The sequence below is a fragment of the Flavobacterium sp. WC2421 genome (genome assembly GCF_040822115.1).
Taxonomy (GTDB): domain Bacteria; phylum Bacteroidota; class Bacteroidia; order Flavobacteriales; family Flavobacteriaceae; genus Flavobacterium.
In genome coordinates this window covers 3,460,114-3,480,798 of record NZ_CP162004.1, presented here as the reverse complement: position 1 = coordinate 3,480,798, position 20,685 = coordinate 3,460,114, and the positions used below count along the sequence as shown (strand labels likewise).

The window sequence follows — 20,685 nt, the reverse complement described above, 5'->3', positions numbered from 1 at the left end:
CGGAACGATAATTCCACTAAATTCCAGCTATATCAAAATGGCTGTTAGCTGAAGTATTTATTTTTCAGTTTCAAAATATTTTTTCAAAACAAAACCTGATTTTGGTTCTTGAGTCTCTTTATCAAGATATGTGATTAAAAAATATTTATGTCTAATTTCAATTACTGTTACTTTCTGACCGATGTTTATTATTCCAATAATTTTACTATTTTTTTTAGTGGAATATTTTAGATTAAGTTTAGTCTTTGCAATTTTAGATTTATGTTTGTTATTAAATTTCTCATCTATTTTAGCATATAATTCTTTTTTGAAAGTGTCCATATCTTTTTTAACTTCCAAATAAGTTTCTTTATTATTTTTATCAATAGATGATTGATATGTACCATATGTTCCATACAAGCTAAGTATAAAACTAATAACAGCCATCAAATCAAACAAAAATGTTCTGTTCTTTTCAGAATTTGTTTTGCTTAATAATGTTGATAAATTTTCAACAATTGACAATTTTAAATTTTCTAAATCTTGAATTGTTACTTCACTATGACTACTAACAAAATCATTTGTGGTTATAGAAATTGTTTCATTAGTTTCTTTAATAAAGTCAAAATCTTCCCAATCTCTATTTCTTACGATTTCTTGTAGAAAAGATTTTGACAATCCCTGTAACGCAACATTTAGGCTGTTAAATTGATTTAAATGTGATTTTGAAAGTGTTTTTGAAATTTCTAATAAACTATTTGAAAGCAATATTTGGCTTGATGCTAAATTTGAGAAACTTTGTCCTATCAACTGACTATTTTTTGAAATTTCTGCGATATGAGAAGATAATCCATATAGCGCGAAATTATTTTTCGGGATATTTAGATTAACGAATTGAGAACTCAATGTCTTACCAATTGTAGTAATGGAGTTAGTAAATTCGCTACTTGTTTTCATTTGTATAGCTACCGATTTCGCTATATCTGTAATTCCGCCGAGTCCTGAAAGACTTAAGTTTATTTCATTCGATTTTCTAAGTGAATCAGCTAGGTTTTTGAATGAATTACTTCCAAATGAATTTTGAATAGATAAAAGACTTTCTGGCATAATTATATTTAATTTTTATTGAATTCTCCGTTTTTTCTAATATTTCAGCTAACGTTATGCCACTTTGAGATGGCTGGAAGTTCGTAACCGCTCAATTTTCGGCTTAACGAAAACTTGATGTGAAACGACAATTCCACTAAATTCCAGCTAGCTCAAAATGGCTGTTAGTGGTTCGGCTTTTCTTTGTAAAGTTCATAATTTAGAATAATTAATTTTTCGAGCCTTTCGCGGTTATATTTTAAACCTGCCAACCCAATGGTTAATGGTGTTCCATATAATTTAGTATTTAAATTTAGAAGCACTTTTTTAAATCTATTTGAGCGGTCAATATATTTTTCGGGATTATAGATATTTACTATTAGCATTTTTGTCGAATTTATTTTTTCGACCCGAATTGATTCAATGTCTTTCCATAATATCAATCCAACACTTACGGCACTAGAATTATCATAAATTCCGTCTTCATCAAGAATTAATCCTGGCTTTTTGTCAAATAATTTTATTGGAATATAAACCCAAGCAGTGCTACAAAAAACAAGCAGAAGCAATCCTATTGTTTTTATAAATTCAACGCTTCTGAATCTATAAGAAATAAACCGTTCTGGATATTGAAAAAGATAATAACTACCTACAATAAAAACAGATGTTCCAATCAACATTAAAATAAGTTTAATTTTGCTGGATGGAATTTCAATTTTATGCATCATAATTTTTCGCTTTTCGTTTTTTAAGCTGACCACTAACTTGTATATAACATCAACTTCTATTGCCTTTTCAATACAATGGTATTGCTGTTAATTTACTTTGTAGTAAATAACTTAATTATAAATTAATAATCCTATACCCACATTTAGTGATATTTAGGAATTAATTTATTGCCCTACCACAATTGTTCTAAAAGTAAGATTTACTCTGGGTTTATTGATGAGTTTAGTAGGAGGGAGGCGGTGCAACCAGTGGGTTTGGGTTTGGTCTTTCATGACGAGCAGGCTGCCGTTTTGTAGTATTCTAGAAACGGTTTCTTTGGTTTCTTTGTGCTTGAAAGCAAACTTGCGTTCGGCACCAAAACTTAGGGAAGCGATGGCGCCGTTTTTCTTGAGGTCTTTTTCTCCATCACTGTGCCATGCCATGCCTTCGTTGCCGTCATGGTATAAATTGAGTAGGCAGGAATTGTAAGTTTCGCCAGTGGTGGCTTCGGCCAGTGCTTTGAGTTCCAGTAAAGCGGCTGTCCAAGGCAAGGCTTGTTTGGTGGTGTTAGAGTAGGTGTAGTTGTAATTGGCATCGCCATACCAAGCGACTTTGCGTTTGGTAATGATAAGTTTGCCAAAAATGATGGCTTGGTCATTTTGCCAGTCTATGTTTTCCAGTAATTCGGCCAAATATTCATTGGCTTTGGTTGGCGTCATTAAGGTGCCATAATAGTTTACGGTGCCGTCTTTGGGCAATAGGTTTGTGTTTTGGTCTGGTTCTGGGTTGAATAAATCCATTGCTTATATTGGGTTTTCATACAATGACCACAAGGTCGGAAATTGTTTTGGATTGCTTCATCTTCGGAGGAAAAAAACACGCGATTTTCTCTTTTCATTCGTTTACCGGATTTGCAATGTAGGGTTCCATAAATGTGGAGTTTGAGGTTGCCGCCAAAGGCAATTTCTTGGTTCTTGATTTTGACTTTGAGCTCGGTATCGGTGATTTGAGTGTGTGTGATCATAGTTGGATTTGCGTGAGGGATTGCAGTGGAAATCCTCCCGTTTTTACGGGAGATTGTAACGTAAAGCCCGACCCGTAGGGGCACGCCCTAATTCTATTTGCAATTTAATTTTTACCAGATAGCGGCATAGATTTTACTACTATTTAGAGGCTTCCCAACCTATAATCGCTGTTTTTCGAGTATTTCCCCACATATAACCGCCCAGTGTTCCTGTGGACTGAATCACGCGGTGACACGGAATCAAGAACGCTACGGGATTCTTGCCAATAGCTGTGCCCACCGCTCTGGAGGCATTTGGTTTATCTATTTGTTGGGCGATGCCACCGTAAGTGGTGAGTTGGCCTAAAGGGATTTTAAGCAACGTTTCCCATACTTTTAGTTGGAAATTAGTGCCTTTGAGATGCAGTTTTATTTCTTGTAGTTTATCCTTAGGATTCTTAAAAATATGTAAAGCATTTTGTTGCAATTGATCTTCTCTTTCCTGGAATTGGGCATTGGGATACTGACTTTGTAAAGTATTAATTGCCAACAACTTCTCTTCGGAAAAAGCCATATAGCAAATTCCTTTTGTAGTCGAAGCCACAATAATGGTCCCAAAAGGAGTGAAAGCAAAACTATAATTGATGACTAGGTTTTTACCCCCATTTTTATATTCGGCTGGGGTCATGCCTTCGATGTTGACAAACAAATCATGCAGGCGACTACTGCCCGAAAGTCCTGTTTCAAAGGCTGCTTCAAAAAGGGTGGTTTGGTTTTCTTTCAGTAATTTCTTAGCATGGGCTACGCTAATGTATTGTAGAAACTTCTTGGGACTTGTGCCTGCCCATTCCGTAAAAAGACGCTGAAAATGAAATGGGCTTAGGTTTACTTTGGCAGCCACTTCATCCAGATTGGGTTGGTCTTTAAAATGATTTTTAATGTATTCAATTGCGGTAGCTATGCGATGGTAATTAAGCGTTTCTGGAGTGTCCATAGGTTCTTTTTAGAAGACAAATATCGGAAGTTAAATAGGAATATAAAATCCGAAACTTGCTACTTTTAGTTTTGCTTGACTTTTAAATGGAAAAATGGTGTTCTTGAACCACTATTTTATTGGCAGCTACTTGCTTTTTAGAGGTAATAATCGGAAACTCATATACATAACTGTTCCCCGTAAGATAAATTAATCCGTGAATAATGGATTCTGGAAGAAATCCTAAAGTATCCAGAAAAGTATCGTAGGTTTTATTGCTGTAATGGGTAATTAAAAAAGGGTTTGAATTAGGGGTGAAGTAAAGATCTCTAACGCGGTCTTCGTCAAGTTGCTTTTTTTTGTTGAAATTAGTAAAATAAATTTCTTGGTTTTCTGTTTTTAAATCAATCATTTCGATAACCGATAGGGGTTGTTTCGAATTCGTTTGATAAAATAAAATCGACTTTGAAACATCAATTGCAATCCATTTTTCTACTTCGCTAGAATACACTTCATTGAAGGAATGTCCCCCTCTAAGATTACTGTCTTTGGATTCAATTTTTAAGCCCCATTCCTTTACTTTTAGATCATTAATAACACAAAAATTATTAAATACCTGTGCTAAATCACTGCAAACGCCACCTTGTCCAGCAAGCATTTTAATCAATGCGTTTTGAGATGATTTCCCCAAGCCAGGCCCTCCTTTAATATTATTTTTAAGCCATTTCGCAATTTTTTTCGCCTTTTTTAGATCAGTTCGATTTTTATAGTTATCACCAAAAATGGATTGGTTCAACTCAAAATAAAGAGATGGGATATCTTTTTTCTTATTGATTGTATTGTAGCAAAATTTTTCAATAGTAGATACAGGCACTTTTTTAGAAACTAATCTATAGCGTATTTTGTATAATAAAGGATGTCTTCGTAAGTACCAGTGTAAAGATTTACCCATAATGTGTGAAATTTAGGTTCGTGTCTGTCAAACTAATTTAAAGCTAATAATTAAATGCAGTATTAACTAAATTAACCGATTATAATCAGATTATTTGGGTAAAATGCGTGTTTTGAAGAAAATCGAATTTATACTTTGCTAGGATGAACTAGAACAAAAAAAAAATCACAATCGAGATAAGTCAAGATTGTGATTTAATCAGAAGGGACTTCTTTATGAAACTAGTGTGTCAAAAGATTATTTTTTAGTTTTACCAGTGGTTTTTTCCTTAGTGGGATTATTATAAATTTCGATTTCTTTTTTTGTCAAGCGTTGTTCTAACCAAAGAGTTAATTTTGCTTTTGAGGAATCAGATATTTCTTTTTTACTATTATAAATCACAACAGGAACTATTTTTGTACTGTCCGTGTTTTCATTAAAAGTATGATTGGATATCGAAATGTTTTCAATCTCAGGAAATAGAATTTTTATCTCGGATAGAATGGCTTTGTTATCGTATCTATTATTTGTAATTTCTTTTTTTAGATTTAATATCGTCACATCTTTTTGACTTAATACAGATTTGTTGAAATTGATTTCGTTTAGAATATCACTTTTAAGATCTGTGGTGTCTTGTATCACAATCAATTTAGTGTTGTTGATATCATAAAGCTTTAATTTTTCATTAAGTGCTTTAATCTCTTTTTCACTATATCGTTTGGTTAGAAAACCAAGTTCGAGTTTTTTTGGACTGACATTGAATTTGGTTTTTTTGTATAAAATAGCAATCCCTTTATTTGTAAATTCCGTTTCCATAAAAACGTCTATTTGATGTTGGTATTTTTTTTCCTGAAACAGTTGGTAGGCAAAATAAATACTAGGAAGTACTAAAAGTGTGATTAAGATGGTGATACTATTTTTAACTTGTTTTTGATGCTTTTCATCTAGCTGTTTTTTTACAGGGTACTTTAGAAACTTGACAATTAAAAAAGTGGAAATACAAATAAAAACACAATTTATGGAGTATAAATACATAGCTCCAAAAAAGAATTTTAGATTCCCTAATGCCAATCCATAACCAGCAGTACAAAGTGGAGGCATTAGGGCAGTTGCAATTGCTACTCCCGGAATTGGATTTCCTTTTTCAACTCGGGTTATTGCTACGGCACCCACAATTCCACCAAAAAAGGCGATCAAAATATCATAGATATTGGGTGCAGTTCTGGATAATAATTCCGGTTGAGCTTCTTTAAAAGGGCTAACATAGAAATAGATTGTCGATACAAATAAACCAACTAATGTGGCTACCAAAAGATTCTTGAGGGACTTATTAAGTAAATTAAAATCATAAATTCCTAGACTAAATCCAGCACCTACAATAGGTCCCATTAACGGAGATATAAGCATCGCTCCAATAATTACGGCAGTCGAATTTACATTTAACCCTATAGACGCCACTACAATAGCACATGCTAAAATCCATAGATTAGAGCCTCTAAATGAAATGTTGGACTTTACGTCGTCCAAGACTTTATTTTTATCTTCTTCCCCTTTATGGAGGTTGATATAAGCAATTAATTTAATTAGAGTTGCTTGCATCTGCTTCCACTTTTAACGTTTTTTTCAAGAATAACAATCCAATTATACCTGCAATTAATGAAGAAAGTAGAATCGCAAATTTTGCATGGCTAATTATGGTTTGATCAGTAAAAGCAAGTAAAGTAATGAATATTGACATGGTAAAGCCAATTCCTCCTAAAAAGCCTACTGCAAATATTGTTTTCCAATTTAAGTCGTCAGGTAATTTACATAACCCTACTGAAACCGCTAAAAAGCTAAATACAAATATACCTACAGGTTTTCCTATGACTAATCCTAAGGCGATTCCTAAACTATAGTGTTGTGTTACAATATCAACGATATCAGCCCCAATTACTATAGCGGTATTCGCTAATGCAAATAAAGGAAGAATAATGAATCCAACAGGTTTATGTAGAAAATGCTGTAATTTATAAGAAGTTGATTTTTTATCACCATTACCAAAAGGAATTACAAAAGCCAATAATACTCCCGTAACTGTAGCATGTATTCCTGAATGAAGCATGAACCACCACATAATTACACCACCAATAAGGTAAGGTATTAAATTACGGACTTTCATTCTATTTAATATGAAAAGAACTAATAATACTCCAAAAGCACTAAATAGATTGCCCCAAAAAATGGTTTTTGTATAGAAAATGGCGATTACTAATATAGCCCCTAAATCATCGATAACGGCTAAAGCTGTTAAAAAGATCTTTAATGACAGCGGAACTCGGCTTCCTAATAATGATAGGATACCCAAGGCAAAGGCGATATCAGTCGCCATAGGAATTCCTGCTCCTGAATGGGCAACAGTTCCATAATTTAGAAAAAGGTACAAGCCTGCGGGCACTATCATACCACCTAAGGCAGCAAAAATAGGTAACAAAGCATCTTTTATATTGGATAATTCTCCTTCATATATTTCGCGCTCTAATTCCAATCCAATCAATAAAAAGAAAATGGTCATTAAACCATCATTTATCCAATATTCTAAGCTTTCACCTGCAAATTGAGTATGCCAAGTATGTAAATATTGTGATCCGAAAATCGAATTGGCCATAAATAAGGAAAATAAAGTGCATCCTATTAAGATGATTCCGCTGGCTTTCTCATTTTCAAAAAACTCATTAAATAATTCACTATTATAAATCTTCTTTATTGTCTTCTTCATTTTTATTTTCATGTAGTCTTTATTTTTTTTTACCAAAACTCGGAAATGTGCCGATGGCGTATTTGATTTTTATTGGTTAGGGTAGGATTCACAAAAATAACCAATTCAAAGTAAATCCCATTGTAGAAAGGGATAATAATGTTTTAAAAATTAGCAATAGAAATTTTTAAAAATGTATTCTAACGGCCTATTTTTTACAATCTGCCTAAAATAACATCTCTTTTAAGGAGTAGGATTCCAATTCATTGAATCTAATTGTGGTTTGATTAGTTTAAATTAAATAGGATTAATCTTTTTTTGTAACATCTTGTGATTCTTTAATAATTTTATAAGAATTTAATCTTGCTTCATGATCATAGATATGCGAAACAACCATAAGTTCATCGATTTGAGTTTCTTCAACAAATTGTTCAAGTGCTGTTTTTATATCAGATGGGCTTCCTACAAATGAATAGGCTAAAAACTGTCTCAAAACACTTTTTGCTTTGTCATTGATTTTAAAATTTTCATCTGCAGGTTGTAGCGGTCTCCTATCATTAGTAAGTATTCCTAAAAATATTTTTTGCATCGAAGTGGCAAGTACTTGTGCTTCATGGGTAGTTTCGGCAGCGGTAACATTTACACAAGCCATTACGTACGGTTCTTTTAAATGTTCAGATGGTTTAAAATTGGTTCTATAAATGCGTAAAGCTTCTAGCAGTTGTTGTGGTGCGAAATGACTTGCAAAAGCATAAGGCAACCCAAACGAAGCCGCTAATCGAGCGCTATCCGTACTTGAACCCAATATCCAAATGGGGATGTTTAATCCTTCCCCAGGAATGGCTCTTACTGGTGAGTCCCTATTTTCAATCGATAAATACTCTTGTAATTCTCGTACCGTTTTTGGAAATTCAAATGCAGCCTGATCGTTTCTTTGTAACGCTCTTGCCGTCAATTGATCTGTTCCTGGAGCACGTCCTAGACCTAAATCAATGCGGTCAGGATATAGGGAAGCTAGAGTTCCAAATTGTTCTGCAACAATTAGAGGAGCATGATTGGGTAACATGATGCCTCCTGAGCCCACTCTAATTGTTGAAGTCCCATTGGCGATATGACCTATTAAAATTGAAGTTGCTGATGAAGCGATACTTGCCATATTATGATGTTCTGCTAACCAAAACCTATTGTAGCCAAGGTTTTCTGCTTTTTGGGCTAAACTCAAACTATTTTTAAAAGAATTAGCTGCTGTTTTTCCTTCTAAAATTACGGCTAAATCTAAAATGGATATGGGGATGTTATGGAATTTGTTTTTCATTGTTATTGATTTAATTTGGAGACGTTATATAAGTCCCCTTTGTATTCTAAATGTGGAGATGCAGTCTGTTCATTAATGGATTTGACGTTTCATTAATAGATCAGTTTGAACATCATTTCCTAGTGTAAAAATATGTTTGTCAAATGGAGTGAAGCCATTTTTAGTATAGAATGCTATTGCTCTATGATTTTCTTCCCAAACGCCTAACCAAATATATTCAACAGGTTTTTGTTGTACCACTTTCAATACTTCATCAATAAATAGTTGACCTACTTTTTTTCCGTGAAATTGTTGTAATACATAAATTCGGTGGATTTCTAAAGCGCGTTCATTGATTAATTCAGTTTGGGCTTTGCCAAAATTTATTTTAAGATACCCAATTACTTCTTGTTCTAAAACAGCTAGATAAAATTGAGAGTCAGGGTTGTTAAGTTCGGTTGTCAATTGAGTAGTATTGAAACTTTGTTCCAGGTAATTAGCAATGTTTTCGGGGGTATTTACCGGTTCAAATGTTTCTATGAAGGTTTGCTTACCTATTTTTTGCAGCGTATCTAAATCCGATAAAGAAGCTTTTTTTATGGAGATTAGTGTCATGATATTTTAAACTATATTTTTAATTTCTTATCAAACTCAAAAATAATGTAAATAAAACTTGAAACCATTTTTAATTTCTATTTCTCCATAGAACTATTCAATTTACAAATAGGGAATTCTTATTTGCAATTTGTACTTTTGGGACGTTAATAGCATCAACCTGAAAAAGGATTATTTATGAAAATTGTTATCTCGCCTGCCAAATCTTTGAATTTTGAAAAAGAATTGCCTACACTACAACATACTGAACCTTCATTTTTGAAAGAATCAAGACAGATTCATAAAGTATTGAAACAAGAATCTCCAAAAAATTTATCAGAATTGATGGATATTTCAGAAAAGCTGGCTAATTTAAATTGGCAAAGAAACCAAGATTGGAAAACACCTTTTACCATAGAAAACGCACGTCCTGCTCTTTACACATTTGATGGTGACGTCTACACTGGATTAGATGCTTACTCGATTCCATTGGATAAGTTAGCTACTTTACAAGATAGTTTACGAATTCTATCAGGCCTATACGGCTTGTTGAAACCATTGGATTTAATGCAAGCGTACCGACTGGAAATGGGAACCAAATTGCCTATTGGCGAAAGCAAAAATTTATATGAATATTGGAAAACAACTATTACAAAAGCGTTGAATAAAGAACTTAAAAAAGGGGATTTATTTATTAATTTGGCTAGTAATGAATATTTTTCGGCAATTGATGTAAAAGCCTTGAAAGTTCCTGTAATTACTCCAGATTTTAAGGATTATAAAGATGGGAAACTAAAGATAATTAGTTTTTTTGCTAAGAAGGCAAGGGGAATGATGGTGCGTTATATTATTGATACCAATGCCAAAACGATTGATGATTTGAAAGGATTCAATTATGATGGCTACCAATTTGATGCTAATTTATCCAAAGGAAATCATTTGGTTTTTACTAGATAAGCATTTCACATTATAAAAAAAACGCCGATATCAATTGTGATATCGGCGTTTTTTTTGTTTAGTATTAATGCATAGCATCGGCAGGATTGATCTTATTTTTTCCTTTTTTGATTAAAAATATAATTGGAATACAACATAAAAACATGATTCCTAAGTATAAGAAAATATCCATATACGATAAAACTGTACTTTGTTTCATAACTGCATAATCAATGGCTTGATAGGCTTTTTTTAATGCTTCATTAGCAGTAAAACCTTTAGACATAAAAGCACGCTGTAATTGTATCACTCGTTGTTGTACTTCAAATCTACTTCCATCTAAATGAGCTACTAAGTTAACACGGTGTTCTTGACTGAATCTTGTTATAAATGTGGTAATGATTGCAATACCAAACGACCCTCCCAATTGTCTCATCATCCCTGTAAATGCAGCTCCTTCACCAATATGTTTACCGGATAAAGTAGAAAGAGATAAAGTTGTGATAGGTACAAATAATAATCCTAAACCAATTCCTCTTAAAATTAATGGCCAATACAGATGCTCAGTTCCAGTATCAGGAGTCATGTTATTATGCATCATTAAAGTAAAGAAAAAGAAAATTAAAAATCCTACACCTACCATATATCCTTGCGGCACTCCTTTTTGAATCAATTTACCTATAATAGGCATCATGAAAGCGGTTGTTATAGATCCAGGAATTAATAATAGACCCGCATCTGTAGCGGTCCAGCCTAAAATGGATTGCGTATAAATAGGGATAATCAAAGTCGAACCATATAATCCAAAACCTAAGATAAAGCACATAACAGTACCAATTCTTAAATTTCCATCTTTTAAAACACTCAAGTTTACAATGGGGTATTTGTAAGTCAACTCTCTCCAAATAAATAAAATCAAACCAAATATGGTGATAACACTTAAACTTAGTATCAATCCGTCATTAAACCAATCGTCTTGCTGACCGTGTTCTAAAACAAATTGTAAAGAACCGATAAAAGAAGCTAAAAGTATAATTCCTATCCAATCTACTTGGTTTGCTTTTAATTTCTCACCATATTTTGGACTTCTAACAAAAGTTAAAGTCAAAAGTGTAGCAATGATTCCTAGAGGGATATTGATATAAAAAATATAAGGCCAGGAGAAATGATCCACAAGATACCCTCCTAAAGGCGGTCCTAATGTAGGTCCTACAATAACTCCCATTCCATAAATAGCCTGTGCCATTCCTCGTTTAGCGATAGGATAACTCTCCGTAATAATCGTTTGTGCAGTCACCAATAGTGCGCCACCACCAAGCCCTTGAATAAATCGAAAGGCTACTAGTTCCCAAATATTGGTTGCATTACCACATAAAAAGGACGCTGTTGTGAAAATGATGATGGAAACGGCAAAATAATTACGTCTTCCAAATTGTTGTGAAAGCCAACTCGTCATTGGAATCACAATTACATTTGCAATAGCATAAGCAGTAATTACCCAAGCCACATCAGTTAACGTAGCTCCAAGGCTTCCTCGCATATTAGTTAGTGCAACATTGACAATAGTAGTATCTACAATTTCCAGTAAAGCACATAGTACTGCTGTTATTGTAATAATGATTCTTCTAAAGCCGTATTCTACTAAATCGTCTTCTGATTTTACCATTTTATTTTATATGTACGTCAACATCCACATTCATTCCCGGACGCAATAATTTTATTTTCTCAACATCGTTGTCTGTATCGATATTAATTTTTACAGGCAAACGTTGAATTGTTTTAACAAAATTTCCAGTTGCATTATCAGGAGGCAAGATAGAAAAACGTGCCCCTGTGGCTGGTGAAAATGAAGTGATAGTCCCTTTAAATTCGTAATCAGGATACGCATCTACTTTCAATGTTACTTTTTGTCCAGCTACCATTTTGTTCAATTGCGTTTCTTTGAAATTAGCAATAACCCAAGCTTGATTGTTATTGATGATATAAAAAAGGGATTGTCCCGGTTGAACTAATTGTCCTGGTTGAATATCAATTTTAGAAACTTGACCATCAATTGCAGCTGTTACAATTGTGTAACTTAAATTTAAAATGGCCGTATCCAATAATGCTTTTGCTCTTTTAATGTTGGCTGCTGCTACATCCGTTTGTTTGTCGGATGATTTTGACTTAGCTACATTAACCGATTTTTGAAAAGCTGACGCTTTTTCTTGCTGTTGTAAAATGCGAACTTCATTTTCAGCTTCTTGTTTTGCTGCTAATGCTTGTTCGTATTGTTGTTTTGTAATCGTATGTGATTGATATAAATTATTATACCTGTTGTAATCGCTAGTCATACGTCCCAATTTAATTCTCGCAGATTCGATATTTCCACCTGCTGATCTTACGTTGGCATCTGATACTGAAATACTAGCTAAAATACTACCAATATCCGCTTTTGAAACTTCAAAATTTCCTTCGGCTGCAGCTAAATTTGCAGTTGCTTCATCAATTTTTAATTGATAATCTCTTTTGTCAATTGTAAATAGAGTATCTCCTTTTTTTACAAAGTCATTGTCTTTAATGTAAACTTTACTCACATATCCTGATACTCTTGGTATAATAGGATTCATGTTTTTTTCAATCTGGGCATCATCAGTCCCTTCATGAGAAAGCGAGTGGATGTATTTATAAGTTCCATAAGCAAGACCTAATAGCACTAATGAAGCTATTATTATGATAAACTTTGGGTTTGATTTTTTCTTTTCCATTTTGGGTATTGATTATATTTTTGAAAGATTGAAGGTTTGGTTTAATTGTCCGCTTACGGAAAGCAGCTCATAATATTTTTGAATAACATTTGCTCTAGCCAATGTTTTATTAATATTAGAGCCTAGTTGTTCCACATCGGCTTCTAATAAATCATTGGTGTCCGAAAGCCCATTGTCATATTTATCTTTTATGATTCTATAATTTTCGGATGCTTGTTCCACTGCTTGGTTATAAACCACATTTTGTTTTAGAGCCAAATCATAATCTTCGATTGCTTTTTGAACTTGTATTTTGATGTAGTCAGTAAGCATAGCCTCTGAGTTTTGAATTTCAAGTGCTTTGCTTTCCGCAATTTTTACATTGGTTCCGTTTTTCAAAATCCCGCTGATATCGTAAGATACGCCAACACCAATATTCATTGCATTTTGCACCGTAATAACATTTTTTAAACTCAAGGCTGTATAACCTCCAATAAGCGAGATAGAAGGGTAGTAACCACTTTTGGCTACTTTTATATTAGCCAAACTTGCTTTTTCTTGTAATTGTACCGCTTCAAGATCTTTACGATTTTGTAATGCAAGTTGGTCATCGGTAGGAATATTATTCATTTGAAAGTCAGCAAAATCACTTTCTCTAACTTCTAGTTTCGTCTTAGGGTCCATTTTTAAAAGACTAATCAGCTCAAAGTTTACCACGTTTAAATCGCTAATGGCTCTGTCTAATGTCAATTGAATTTTTGAAACTTGAAGTTGTGATTTTAATAAATCATTTCTAGGAATGATTCCATTTTTTTCTAATTGAATAAAATCAACTACACGTTGTTTTGCACTTTTTTGATTTTCTTTTAGCAGTTCCACCGTTTTTTGTGCTTTATACAAACTAGCATAGAAATTAACCACTTTCATTGCTACTTCTTCTTTAGTTTGTAATGCATTTGCAGTCTCGGCCTGGTACATATTATCTGATACCTTGATTTTATTTACCGTTTTAAAACCAGCAAATAAAGGTAGAGTAGCATTGGCTTGCCCAAGTAATAATTGATCAACCACTGGCATAGGTTCTGAGCTACTACTATTGTTATTGATTTTTAAGTCAATAGTTGCTTTAGTTAACCTTTGGTACTGTCCAGAAACTTTAAAGTTAGGATACTTGTCATTTTTGGTTGATTGCAATTCAAGTCTTGAAGTTTCCACTTTTGTGTTTGCTAATGTGACTTCATTACTTTTGCTCCAAGCCATTTGAATAGCTTGATCGAGTGTTAAACTCGTTTTGTCTTGTGCTTCCACGGAGGAAATTCCAATAAAGAAAAATCCAAAAAGCATGAGTTGACTAACTTTCATATATTAATAGCGCTTTTATTGTTTGTTGAATGTGTTTTGTTAAATCAGTTTTTATATAATTGTTATACAATTCGTCGGTATGAAGGTTTAATAATGTTTCAAAGAAAGGTCTATTAGTTTGGAAATGAAAAAAGGTACCTAGTATCGTGGGTGTTATAAGTGGGATGATAATATCTTTTCTAAAAATACCTTTTGCTTGACCTTCAACAATAATTGTTTCTAGCGATTTTAAGTTTCCTTTTTTTAACTCAATAAAAGCCTCCAAGTTTACGTTTCTCTTTTTAGAAGAAAATTCAAAATGTAAAATTTTATAAATTCCTTTGTAGCAAAGAACACGATCTATGTATAATTCGATTAGTTTGTTAATCTTTTCCATTGGGTCTAAATTCTCTAATATTAAATTGTCTAATTGTAATTTAATATCGGTAGCTCTATAGAGGATTAATGATTCTAACAAACGCTCTTTTGATCCAAAATAATAAGAAACCATTGCTATATTTATTTTGGCTTCTTTTGCAATATTTCTAATCGAAGTACCATCAAATCCTTTTTCGGCAAAAAGGGATTCAGCTACTTGTAGTATTTGAATTTGCTTATCGTTAAAATTGGTTTCTACTGACATACTTTTTAATTGGACACAAAATTAAACAACCGTTTAATTTAAACAATCGTTTAATTTAAATTTAACATAATATTAACATTGAAATCGTTGTGTTTTTTGGTGCTTGTATTTTTAGAACGCATTTTGGAATTTAAAAATTAAAAAAATCTATTTTAAAAGGCTCTAGGTCACTTCTTCGCAATTGGGTTTGTATTATTGTATCTTTTTTGTTAATTAAAAAGTTGGAAAGTCAGCAGTTTAAATATCATTTTGAAATTGTGAATATCTATTTCACGAATAGGGTTTATTTTTTGCTTTAAAATCTATCTTTGACATCCTTAAATAAAAAATTATGAGTTCAACTTGGTACGAATGCAAAGTAAAATATAGAAAAACTGATGAAACTGGATTACAAAAGGTTACAACGGAACCTTATTTAGTTGACGCTTTATCATATACAGAGGCGGAGAGCAGAATTAACGAAGAGATGTCGGCTTATATTAGTGAAGAGTTTAAAATCACGAATATCAAAGTGGCGAATTATGCGGAGATCCATCCCTTCGAAAATAGTGATCGGTGGTTTAAATCCAAAGTATCTTTATTGGCTTATGACGAAGAAAGCGGTAAAGAACGCAAGACCAATATGTATATCTTATTGCAAGCCAATGATGTAAAAGAAGCGTTTGATAATACAACAGCTGTGATGAAAGGAACTATGGGCGATTATAGTATTCCTGCTATTACTGAATCGCCTATAATGGATGTATTTCCTTATTTTAGTGGTGAAGAAGGAGAATTAGAACAATTAGAAAGATTCAATGCACTGAAAGCCTCTAAACCTGAAGTAGCTGTTGAAGTCGAAGATCATATGGAATTTGTCACAGAAGACGAAGTGGAAGAAGAGACTACTGTTTAATCCTATTTATAAAAAATAGAGACCGCAAATTTGCAAATTAAACCAATGAAGCGGTTTTAATAATTTGCTAATTTGCGGTCTTTTACTTTTTAGATTGAAGTTCGTACTGAATAGGAACTAGTTGCGTTTATTCAATACTTTTTCATATGCTTTTCTAGGAGCGCCTCTAAAAAAAACGTCGCCACATAAAACATAACCAAGGCTTTCAAATGTTTTCATCATCGGAAAATTATCAAAATTCGTGTCGGCTTTGATGCTGTAAATATTGTTTTGTAGTGCAAAATCTTCAACACAACCCATAATCAATTTAGCGAGTCCTTTGCCCAAATAGTTTTCAGAAAGCGCGACTCTATGAATTACTACAAAATCATCATTTGTCAACCATTTTCCTTCAATACCAGCATAAGCAGGTTCGTCATTTATGATTACTGCGCTGTACCCAATAATTGTTTCTCCATCAACCAGAACAAAACCTTCTCCTTTTTCAATGTCATTTTGTACCACATCCGGGTTAGGGTAACCATCTTGCCATTGCGCACTACCTTCTACTTTTCTTCGAATGATTGCTTGTTGTAATATTTCCCAAATAGGAGTTATTTCGGATAGATTGGCTTTTCTAAATTGGTAGTTCATGAGGAGGAATGATTTTTATTTGTAGTTGATTGATTCTTTTCTAATCATTATGATGAAAAAGGAAACCGCAAAATCGAAAATTAAATAAATAGCTATTATAATTTGCGAATTTGCGGTATATAAATACATTTTTATTTATCGAATTGCTTTTACAAATTCGGCAATTTTTCCTGTTCCATTTTCCGTTAAATGCGTAATAAAAGCACTACCAATAATGGCTCCTTTGGCAAATTGAGTGGCTTGATTAAAGGTTTCGGCATTGTTGATTCCGAAGCCTATCACTTGTGGATTTTTTAAATTCATTCCCGCAATGCGCTTGAAGTAATCTTCTTGCGTGCTTCCAAAACCTGCCGAAGATCCTGTTACACTTGCTGAACTTACCATGTAGATAAATCCATTAGAAACGCTATCAATAAAATGAATGCGGGCATCAGATGTTTGTGGAGTTATTAAGAATACGTTGATTAAGCCATATTTTTCAAAAGTGACTTTGTATTGTTCTGCATACACATCAACTGGAAGATCTGGGATGATTAAGCCATCGATGCCTATTTCTTGGCATTTCTTGCAAAAATTATCTACTCCGTATTGCAACATGGGGTTGAAATAACCCATAATCACTAACGGAATTGAAACCGTTTTACGAATGTCTTTTAGTTGGTCAAACAACAGTTGCGTTGTCATCCCGTTATGCAAGGCTTGAGTCGAACTGGCTTGAATAGTAGGCCCATCGGCCAATGGATCGCTAAATGGCAAACCAATCTCAATCATGTCGATACCGTTTTTTTCTAAATCTTCAATGATTTGTACCGTATCGTTTAAGTTAGGATATCCAGCAGAAAAATAAATAGAGAGTATTTTTTTGCCTTCTTGTAGTTTTTGATTTATTCTGTTCATTTTTGTATTTTTTCAGATGTAAAATCTGTTTTTAGCTTATTTATAGGTGTTTAAATTTTTGCACTGTAGGCCCAAGCGATTTCTTTGGACTGCAACTGTACTTCAACACGTTTGTAATGGCTCCCTTCATAGGTGTCAGCAAGCTGCAATTCCTTTTCGGTTAAATCATAAACCATCCCTTCAATGGTGTCTTCATTGTTTTGAGTAGGAGCAATAATAGGATAAGGCTCCATTCCAAATTCTTCTTCAATTAGGATTTCTTTTACTACGTATCCCATCAATGTTTCAGGAACTCCACGAAGTGTTCGTCCAAAAACATCTTCTTGAATGTCTTTGTCTTTTAGGGTTCCGTAAGCGAATAATTTTTCCATTTTTTCTGTTTTGAAAATTTATTTAAAAATTTAATCTTCTCGTTTTTGTTTGCGTTAGGGATAGCAGCGGTATCTTTTTGTTTTGTCCCGCCTCTAGGAACGAAACAAAAAATTTAGCGAATAGCCCGACCGCTTGCCCTGAACTTTTTCAGGGTAAACGGTAACGCCCTGAAATAAATTCAGGGTATACCCAACTATAATTTGAAATAATCGATATAGGTATTTAAATCTTTATCGCCACGTCCCGAAAGATTGATGACCACAATATCTTCTTTTTTGAACTTCATTTCGTCTAGTACAGCAAAGGCATGAGCACTCTCGATGGCAGGGATAATTCCTTCCATTTTGGACAATTGCAATCCCCAATTCATGGCTTGATCATCGGTAATTGAAATGAATTGTGCTCTACCCGAAGCAAATAGATGGGCGTGCATAGGTCCAACACCAGGGTAATCTAACCCTGCCGAAATAGAATACGGCTCGGTAATTTGGCCATCAGGCGTTTGCATCAACAAAGTTTTACTTCCGTGAATAACCCCCACTTTTCCCAAAGCAGAAGTTGCAGCACTTTCACCAGAATGCACACCTAAACCAGCAGCTTCAACAGCTATAATATTTACATCAGGATTGTCTAGAAAATGGTAATAAGCACCAGCGGCATTGCTACCACCACCTACACAAGCGATTACATAATCTGGGTTTTCACGACCTTCTTTCTCTAATAATTGCTCTTTTATTTCTTTAGAAATCACCGACTGAAAACGCGCCACCATATCAGGATACGGATGCGGTCCAACTACAGACCCAATGATATAATAGGTATCTACAGGGTTGTTGATCCAGTCGCGAATAGCTTCGTTTGTAGCGTCCTTCAAAGTTTTTGAACCCGAAAGTGCAGGACGAACCTCTGCACCTAACATTTTCATACGTGCTACGTTTGGTGCCTGACGTTTGATGTCAATTTCTCCCATGTACACGATACATTCCAATCCCATCAACGCACATACGGTGGCAGTTGCCACACCATGTTGACCTGCACCAGTTTCAGCAATGATGCGTTTTTTACCTAAACACTTGGCTAATAATATTTGTCCAATAGTATTATTCACTTTATGCGCACCAGTATGGCACAAATCTTCTCTTTTTAGGTAGATTTTAGTTCCGTATTTTTCAGATAAACGTTCTGCAAAATATAATGGTGTAGGGCGACCTACGTAATCTTTAAGTAGCGCGTCAAACTGGGCTTGAAATTCAGGTTCAGCCGTGATTTTTAGATAATTTTGACGCAACTCTTCTACATTTGGATATAACATTTCAGGAATGTAGGCTCCTCCAAATTCACCATAATAGCCTTTTTCGTTTACGTTGTATGACATCTTTTTATTTTTTTTATTGTGGATCATTCAACGTGGAGACGCACTGCAGCGCTTCTCTACAGAATGATATATTTTTTAATCCTGGTTCTATTTCAAATTTACTGTTTACATCAATAGCATAAACAGGTAAATTAGTTTTTAAAATTTCATTAACCGCTTCCATTTCGTCGAGTCCTATTCCGCCACTTAGGAAAAAGGGTTTTGACGAAGGGTAGTTCTCTAATACTTTCCAATCAAATGTGGTTCCGTTTCCGCCAGGTAATTTTCCCTTGGTATCAAAAAGGAAATAATCACAAACCGATTCAAATGGTTTAAGCTGTTCAAAGTCAAAGGTATCCAAAATTGAAAATACTTTTATGATTTCGATATCCTTTAACAATGTTTTTTTTAATTCGGCACAAAAAACCACTGATTCTTTGCCATGCAATTGTACGGCTTGTAAATCGTGTTGCTTTACTTTTTCAACAATATTTGCTATCGATTCATTGACAAATACGCCCGTTTTTTTTATTGATTTTGGCAATTCAGGAATAATTCCATCAAAATAGCGCGCTGACTTTTCCCAAAATATAAATCCCATATAATCGGGTAGGAGCGGTCCTAGTTCGAGAATATTGTCGGGATATTTCATACCGCAGATTTTGATTTTCATAATCTTTTATTTAAACGTATTTAACCGCAAAGTGCGCAAGGGTTTCGCGAAGTTCGCTAAGCTTTGCTTTAATTTTATTCTATATTATTCTTTGCTCTTTTTTCTTTTCTCTAACGAGTTAATTGCTTTATAAATTCTGCTGCAGCTTGACCAGCATTATCTGTTTTCATGAAGTTTTCACCAATTAAAAAACCTTTGTATCCATACGGCTTTAATTCGGTTATGGCTTCGATTGACGATATTCCACTTTCGGAAACTTTGACGAACTCATTCGGGATTTTATCAGCCAATTGCTTACTGAAATCCAAACTTACCTCGAAGGTTTTTAGGTTTCTATTGTTCACACCTATCATATCTAAGGTAGGCATGATTGATTTTTCTAATTCTTCTTGGTTATGCACTTCAAGTAAAACCTCGAGACCTAAACTTTTGGCAAACTCAGATAATAATTTGATTTCGTCACGCGTTAAAACCGCTGCGATTAGTAGAATCAAATCGGCTCCATGTGCTTTGGCTTCTAGGATTTGGTATTCATCGACAATAAATTCTTTTCGCAATAGCGGAATATTCACTGAAGCTCTTGCCAAAAGCAAATCATCCAAAGAACCTCCAAAATATTTCCCATCAGTCAATACTGAAATACCACAAGCACCGGCAGTTTCATATCCTTTTACCACTTCTTCTACGGTAAAACTATGATTGATAACTGATTTTGAAGGAGAACGACGTTTGTGCTCCGCAATGATTCCAGTAGTACTGTTTCTTAAGTTTTCACTTAATGAAATAGTCTTTTTATCAAAGAAAATCGAAGCTTCCAATTGCGAAACGGGAATTATGGATTTCTTGAGAATGACTTCTCGTTTTTTATCAACTATTATTTTATCGAGTATGTTCATTGTTATTTGTTTAA

General features: G+C 33.9%; 22 protein-coding genes. 2 read left to right on the top strand and 20 right to left on the bottom strand.

What is annotated here, in order from left to right; translation table 11 throughout:
• Window positions 1-57 precede the first annotated feature (57 nt).
• The 10 genes from AB3G33_RS14860 to AB3G33_RS14815 form a co-directional block, all read right to left on the bottom strand.
• On the bottom strand, window positions 58-1,086 hold the full coding sequence (locus AB3G33_RS14860) for a primase-like DNA-binding domain-containing protein (protein ID WP_367770991.1): 1,029 nt from the start codon (window positions 1,084-1,086) through the stop codon (window positions 58-60).
• Window positions 1,087-1,250: 164 nt separating this feature from the next.
• The gene (locus AB3G33_RS14855; protein WP_367770989.1) at window positions 1,251-1,793 is read right to left on the bottom strand and encodes an STM3941 family protein; all 543 of its coding nucleotides are present in this window, start codon (window positions 1,791-1,793) and stop codon (window positions 1,251-1,253) included.
• Window positions 1,794-1,958: 165 nt separating this feature from the next.
• Window positions 1,959-2,573, bottom strand: a complete 615-nt coding sequence (locus AB3G33_RS14850) for an alpha-ketoglutarate-dependent dioxygenase AlkB (RefSeq protein WP_367770987.1) — start codon at window positions 2,571-2,573, stop codon at window positions 1,959-1,961.
• Window positions 2,510-2,797 carry an Ada metal-binding domain-containing protein gene (locus AB3G33_RS14845; protein ID WP_367770986.1) on the bottom strand — a complete coding sequence of 96 codons (288 nt, stop codon included), beginning with the start codon at window positions 2,795-2,797 and terminating at the stop codon, window positions 2,510-2,512. Before AB3G33_RS14845 ends, AB3G33_RS14850 begins: the two co-directional genes overlap by 64 nt.
• A gap of 139 nt (window positions 2,798-2,936) precedes the next feature.
• On the bottom strand, window positions 2,937-3,770 hold the full coding sequence (locus AB3G33_RS14840; protein WP_367770984.1) for a bifunctional helix-turn-helix domain-containing protein/methylated-DNA--[protein]-cysteine S-methyltransferase: 834 nt from the start codon (window positions 3,768-3,770) through the stop codon (window positions 2,937-2,939).
• An 82-nt stretch (window positions 3,771-3,852) separates the two neighbouring features.
• Complete coding sequence (locus AB3G33_RS14835; protein ID WP_367770982.1) at window positions 3,853-4,701, bottom strand: transglutaminase domain-containing protein; 849 nt, start codon at window positions 4,699-4,701, stop codon at window positions 3,853-3,855.
• A 237-nt stretch (window positions 4,702-4,938) separates the two neighbouring features.
• Window positions 4,939-6,279 carry a TIGR00341 family protein gene (locus AB3G33_RS14830; protein ID WP_367770980.1) on the bottom strand — a complete coding sequence of 447 codons (1,341 nt, stop codon included), beginning with the start codon at window positions 6,277-6,279 and terminating at the stop codon, window positions 4,939-4,941.
• The gene (gene nhaA, locus AB3G33_RS14825) at window positions 6,260-7,450 is read right to left on the bottom strand and encodes a Na+/H+ antiporter NhaA (RefSeq protein ID WP_367754128.1); all 1,191 of its coding nucleotides are present in this window, start codon (window positions 7,448-7,450) and stop codon (window positions 6,260-6,262) included. The genes AB3G33_RS14830 and nhaA overlap by 20 nt, the downstream gene beginning before the upstream one ends.
• Before the next feature lie 274 nt (window positions 7,451-7,724).
• A complete protein-coding gene (locus AB3G33_RS14820; RefSeq protein ID WP_367770977.1) occupies window positions 7,725-8,732 on the bottom strand; it encodes an LLM class flavin-dependent oxidoreductase in 1,008 nt (335 codons plus the stop codon).
• Window positions 8,733-8,804: 72 nt separating this feature from the next.
• Window positions 8,805-9,326 (bottom strand): GNAT family N-acetyltransferase, encoded by a 522-nt coding sequence (locus tag AB3G33_RS14815; RefSeq protein WP_367770975.1) that lies wholly within the window; start codon window positions 9,324-9,326, stop codon window positions 8,805-8,807.
• A gap of 177 nt (window positions 9,327-9,503) precedes the next feature.
• Between AB3G33_RS14815 and yaaA the strand changes: the two genes are divergently transcribed.
• Window positions 9,504-10,262 carry a peroxide stress protein YaaA gene (gene yaaA, locus AB3G33_RS14810; RefSeq protein WP_367770972.1) on the top strand — a complete coding sequence of 253 codons (759 nt, stop codon included), beginning with the start codon at window positions 9,504-9,506 and terminating at the stop codon, window positions 10,260-10,262.
• Between the two features lie 64 nt (window positions 10,263-10,326).
• Here yaaA and AB3G33_RS14805 read toward each other — a convergent pair whose 3' ends face one another.
• The 4 genes from AB3G33_RS14805 to AB3G33_RS14790 are packed head-to-tail and all read right to left on the bottom strand — an operon-like array spanning window position 10,327 to window position 14,951.
• Window positions 10,327-11,907: an MDR family MFS transporter gene (locus AB3G33_RS14805; RefSeq protein WP_367770970.1), complete on the bottom strand. Its 1,581-nt coding sequence runs from the start codon at window positions 11,905-11,907 to the stop codon at window positions 10,327-10,329.
• Window position 11,908: 1 nt separating this feature from the next.
• Window positions 11,909-12,988 (bottom strand): HlyD family secretion protein, encoded by a 1,080-nt coding sequence (locus AB3G33_RS14800; protein ID WP_367754118.1) that lies wholly within the window; start codon window positions 12,986-12,988, stop codon window positions 11,909-11,911.
• A 12-nt stretch (window positions 12,989-13,000) separates the two neighbouring features.
• Entirely contained in the window at window positions 13,001-14,329 is a 1,329-nt protein-coding gene (locus tag AB3G33_RS14795) for a TolC family protein (RefSeq protein WP_367770967.1), read from the bottom strand.
• Window positions 14,319-14,951, bottom strand: a complete 633-nt coding sequence (locus AB3G33_RS14790; RefSeq protein WP_367754114.1) for a TetR/AcrR family transcriptional regulator — start codon at window positions 14,949-14,951, stop codon at window positions 14,319-14,321. Before AB3G33_RS14790 ends, AB3G33_RS14795 begins: the two co-directional genes overlap by 11 nt.
• Before the next feature lie 331 nt (window positions 14,952-15,282).
• Between AB3G33_RS14790 and AB3G33_RS14785 the strand changes: the two genes are divergently transcribed.
• Window positions 15,283-15,846, top strand: coding sequence for a DUF4494 domain-containing protein (locus AB3G33_RS14785; RefSeq protein WP_367770964.1), 564 nt, complete (start codon window positions 15,283-15,285; stop codon window positions 15,844-15,846).
• Window positions 15,847-15,963: 117 nt separating this feature from the next.
• On the opposite strand, the gene AB3G33_RS14780 is transcribed toward AB3G33_RS14785, so the two are convergent.
• The 6 genes from AB3G33_RS14780 to trpC form a co-directional block, all read right to left on the bottom strand.
• On the bottom strand, window positions 15,964-16,479 hold the full coding sequence (locus tag AB3G33_RS14780) for an N-acetyltransferase family protein (RefSeq protein WP_367770960.1): 516 nt from the start codon (window positions 16,477-16,479) through the stop codon (window positions 15,964-15,966).
• A 135-nt stretch (window positions 16,480-16,614) separates the two neighbouring features.
• A complete protein-coding gene (gene trpA / locus AB3G33_RS14775; RefSeq protein ID WP_367770957.1) occupies window positions 16,615-17,376 on the bottom strand; it encodes a tryptophan synthase subunit alpha in 762 nt (253 codons plus the stop codon).
• Between the two features lie 50 nt (window positions 17,377-17,426).
• Window positions 17,427-17,747 carry a gamma-glutamylcyclotransferase family protein gene (locus AB3G33_RS14770; RefSeq protein ID WP_367754100.1) on the bottom strand — a complete coding sequence of 107 codons (321 nt, stop codon included), beginning with the start codon at window positions 17,745-17,747 and terminating at the stop codon, window positions 17,427-17,429.
• 194 nt (window positions 17,748-17,941) lie between these two features.
• Entirely contained in the window at window positions 17,942-19,123 is a 1,182-nt protein-coding gene (gene trpB, locus AB3G33_RS14765) for a tryptophan synthase subunit beta (protein ID WP_367770954.1), read from the bottom strand.
• Between the two features lie 13 nt (window positions 19,124-19,136).
• Window positions 19,137-19,775, bottom strand: coding sequence for a phosphoribosylanthranilate isomerase (locus AB3G33_RS14760; protein WP_367770951.1), 639 nt, complete (start codon window positions 19,773-19,775; stop codon window positions 19,137-19,139).
• Between the two features lie 110 nt (window positions 19,776-19,885).
• Entirely contained in the window at window positions 19,886-20,671 is a 786-nt protein-coding gene (trpC, locus tag AB3G33_RS14755; RefSeq protein ID WP_367770949.1) for an indole-3-glycerol phosphate synthase TrpC, read from the bottom strand.
• Window positions 20,672-20,685 lie beyond the last annotated feature (14 nt).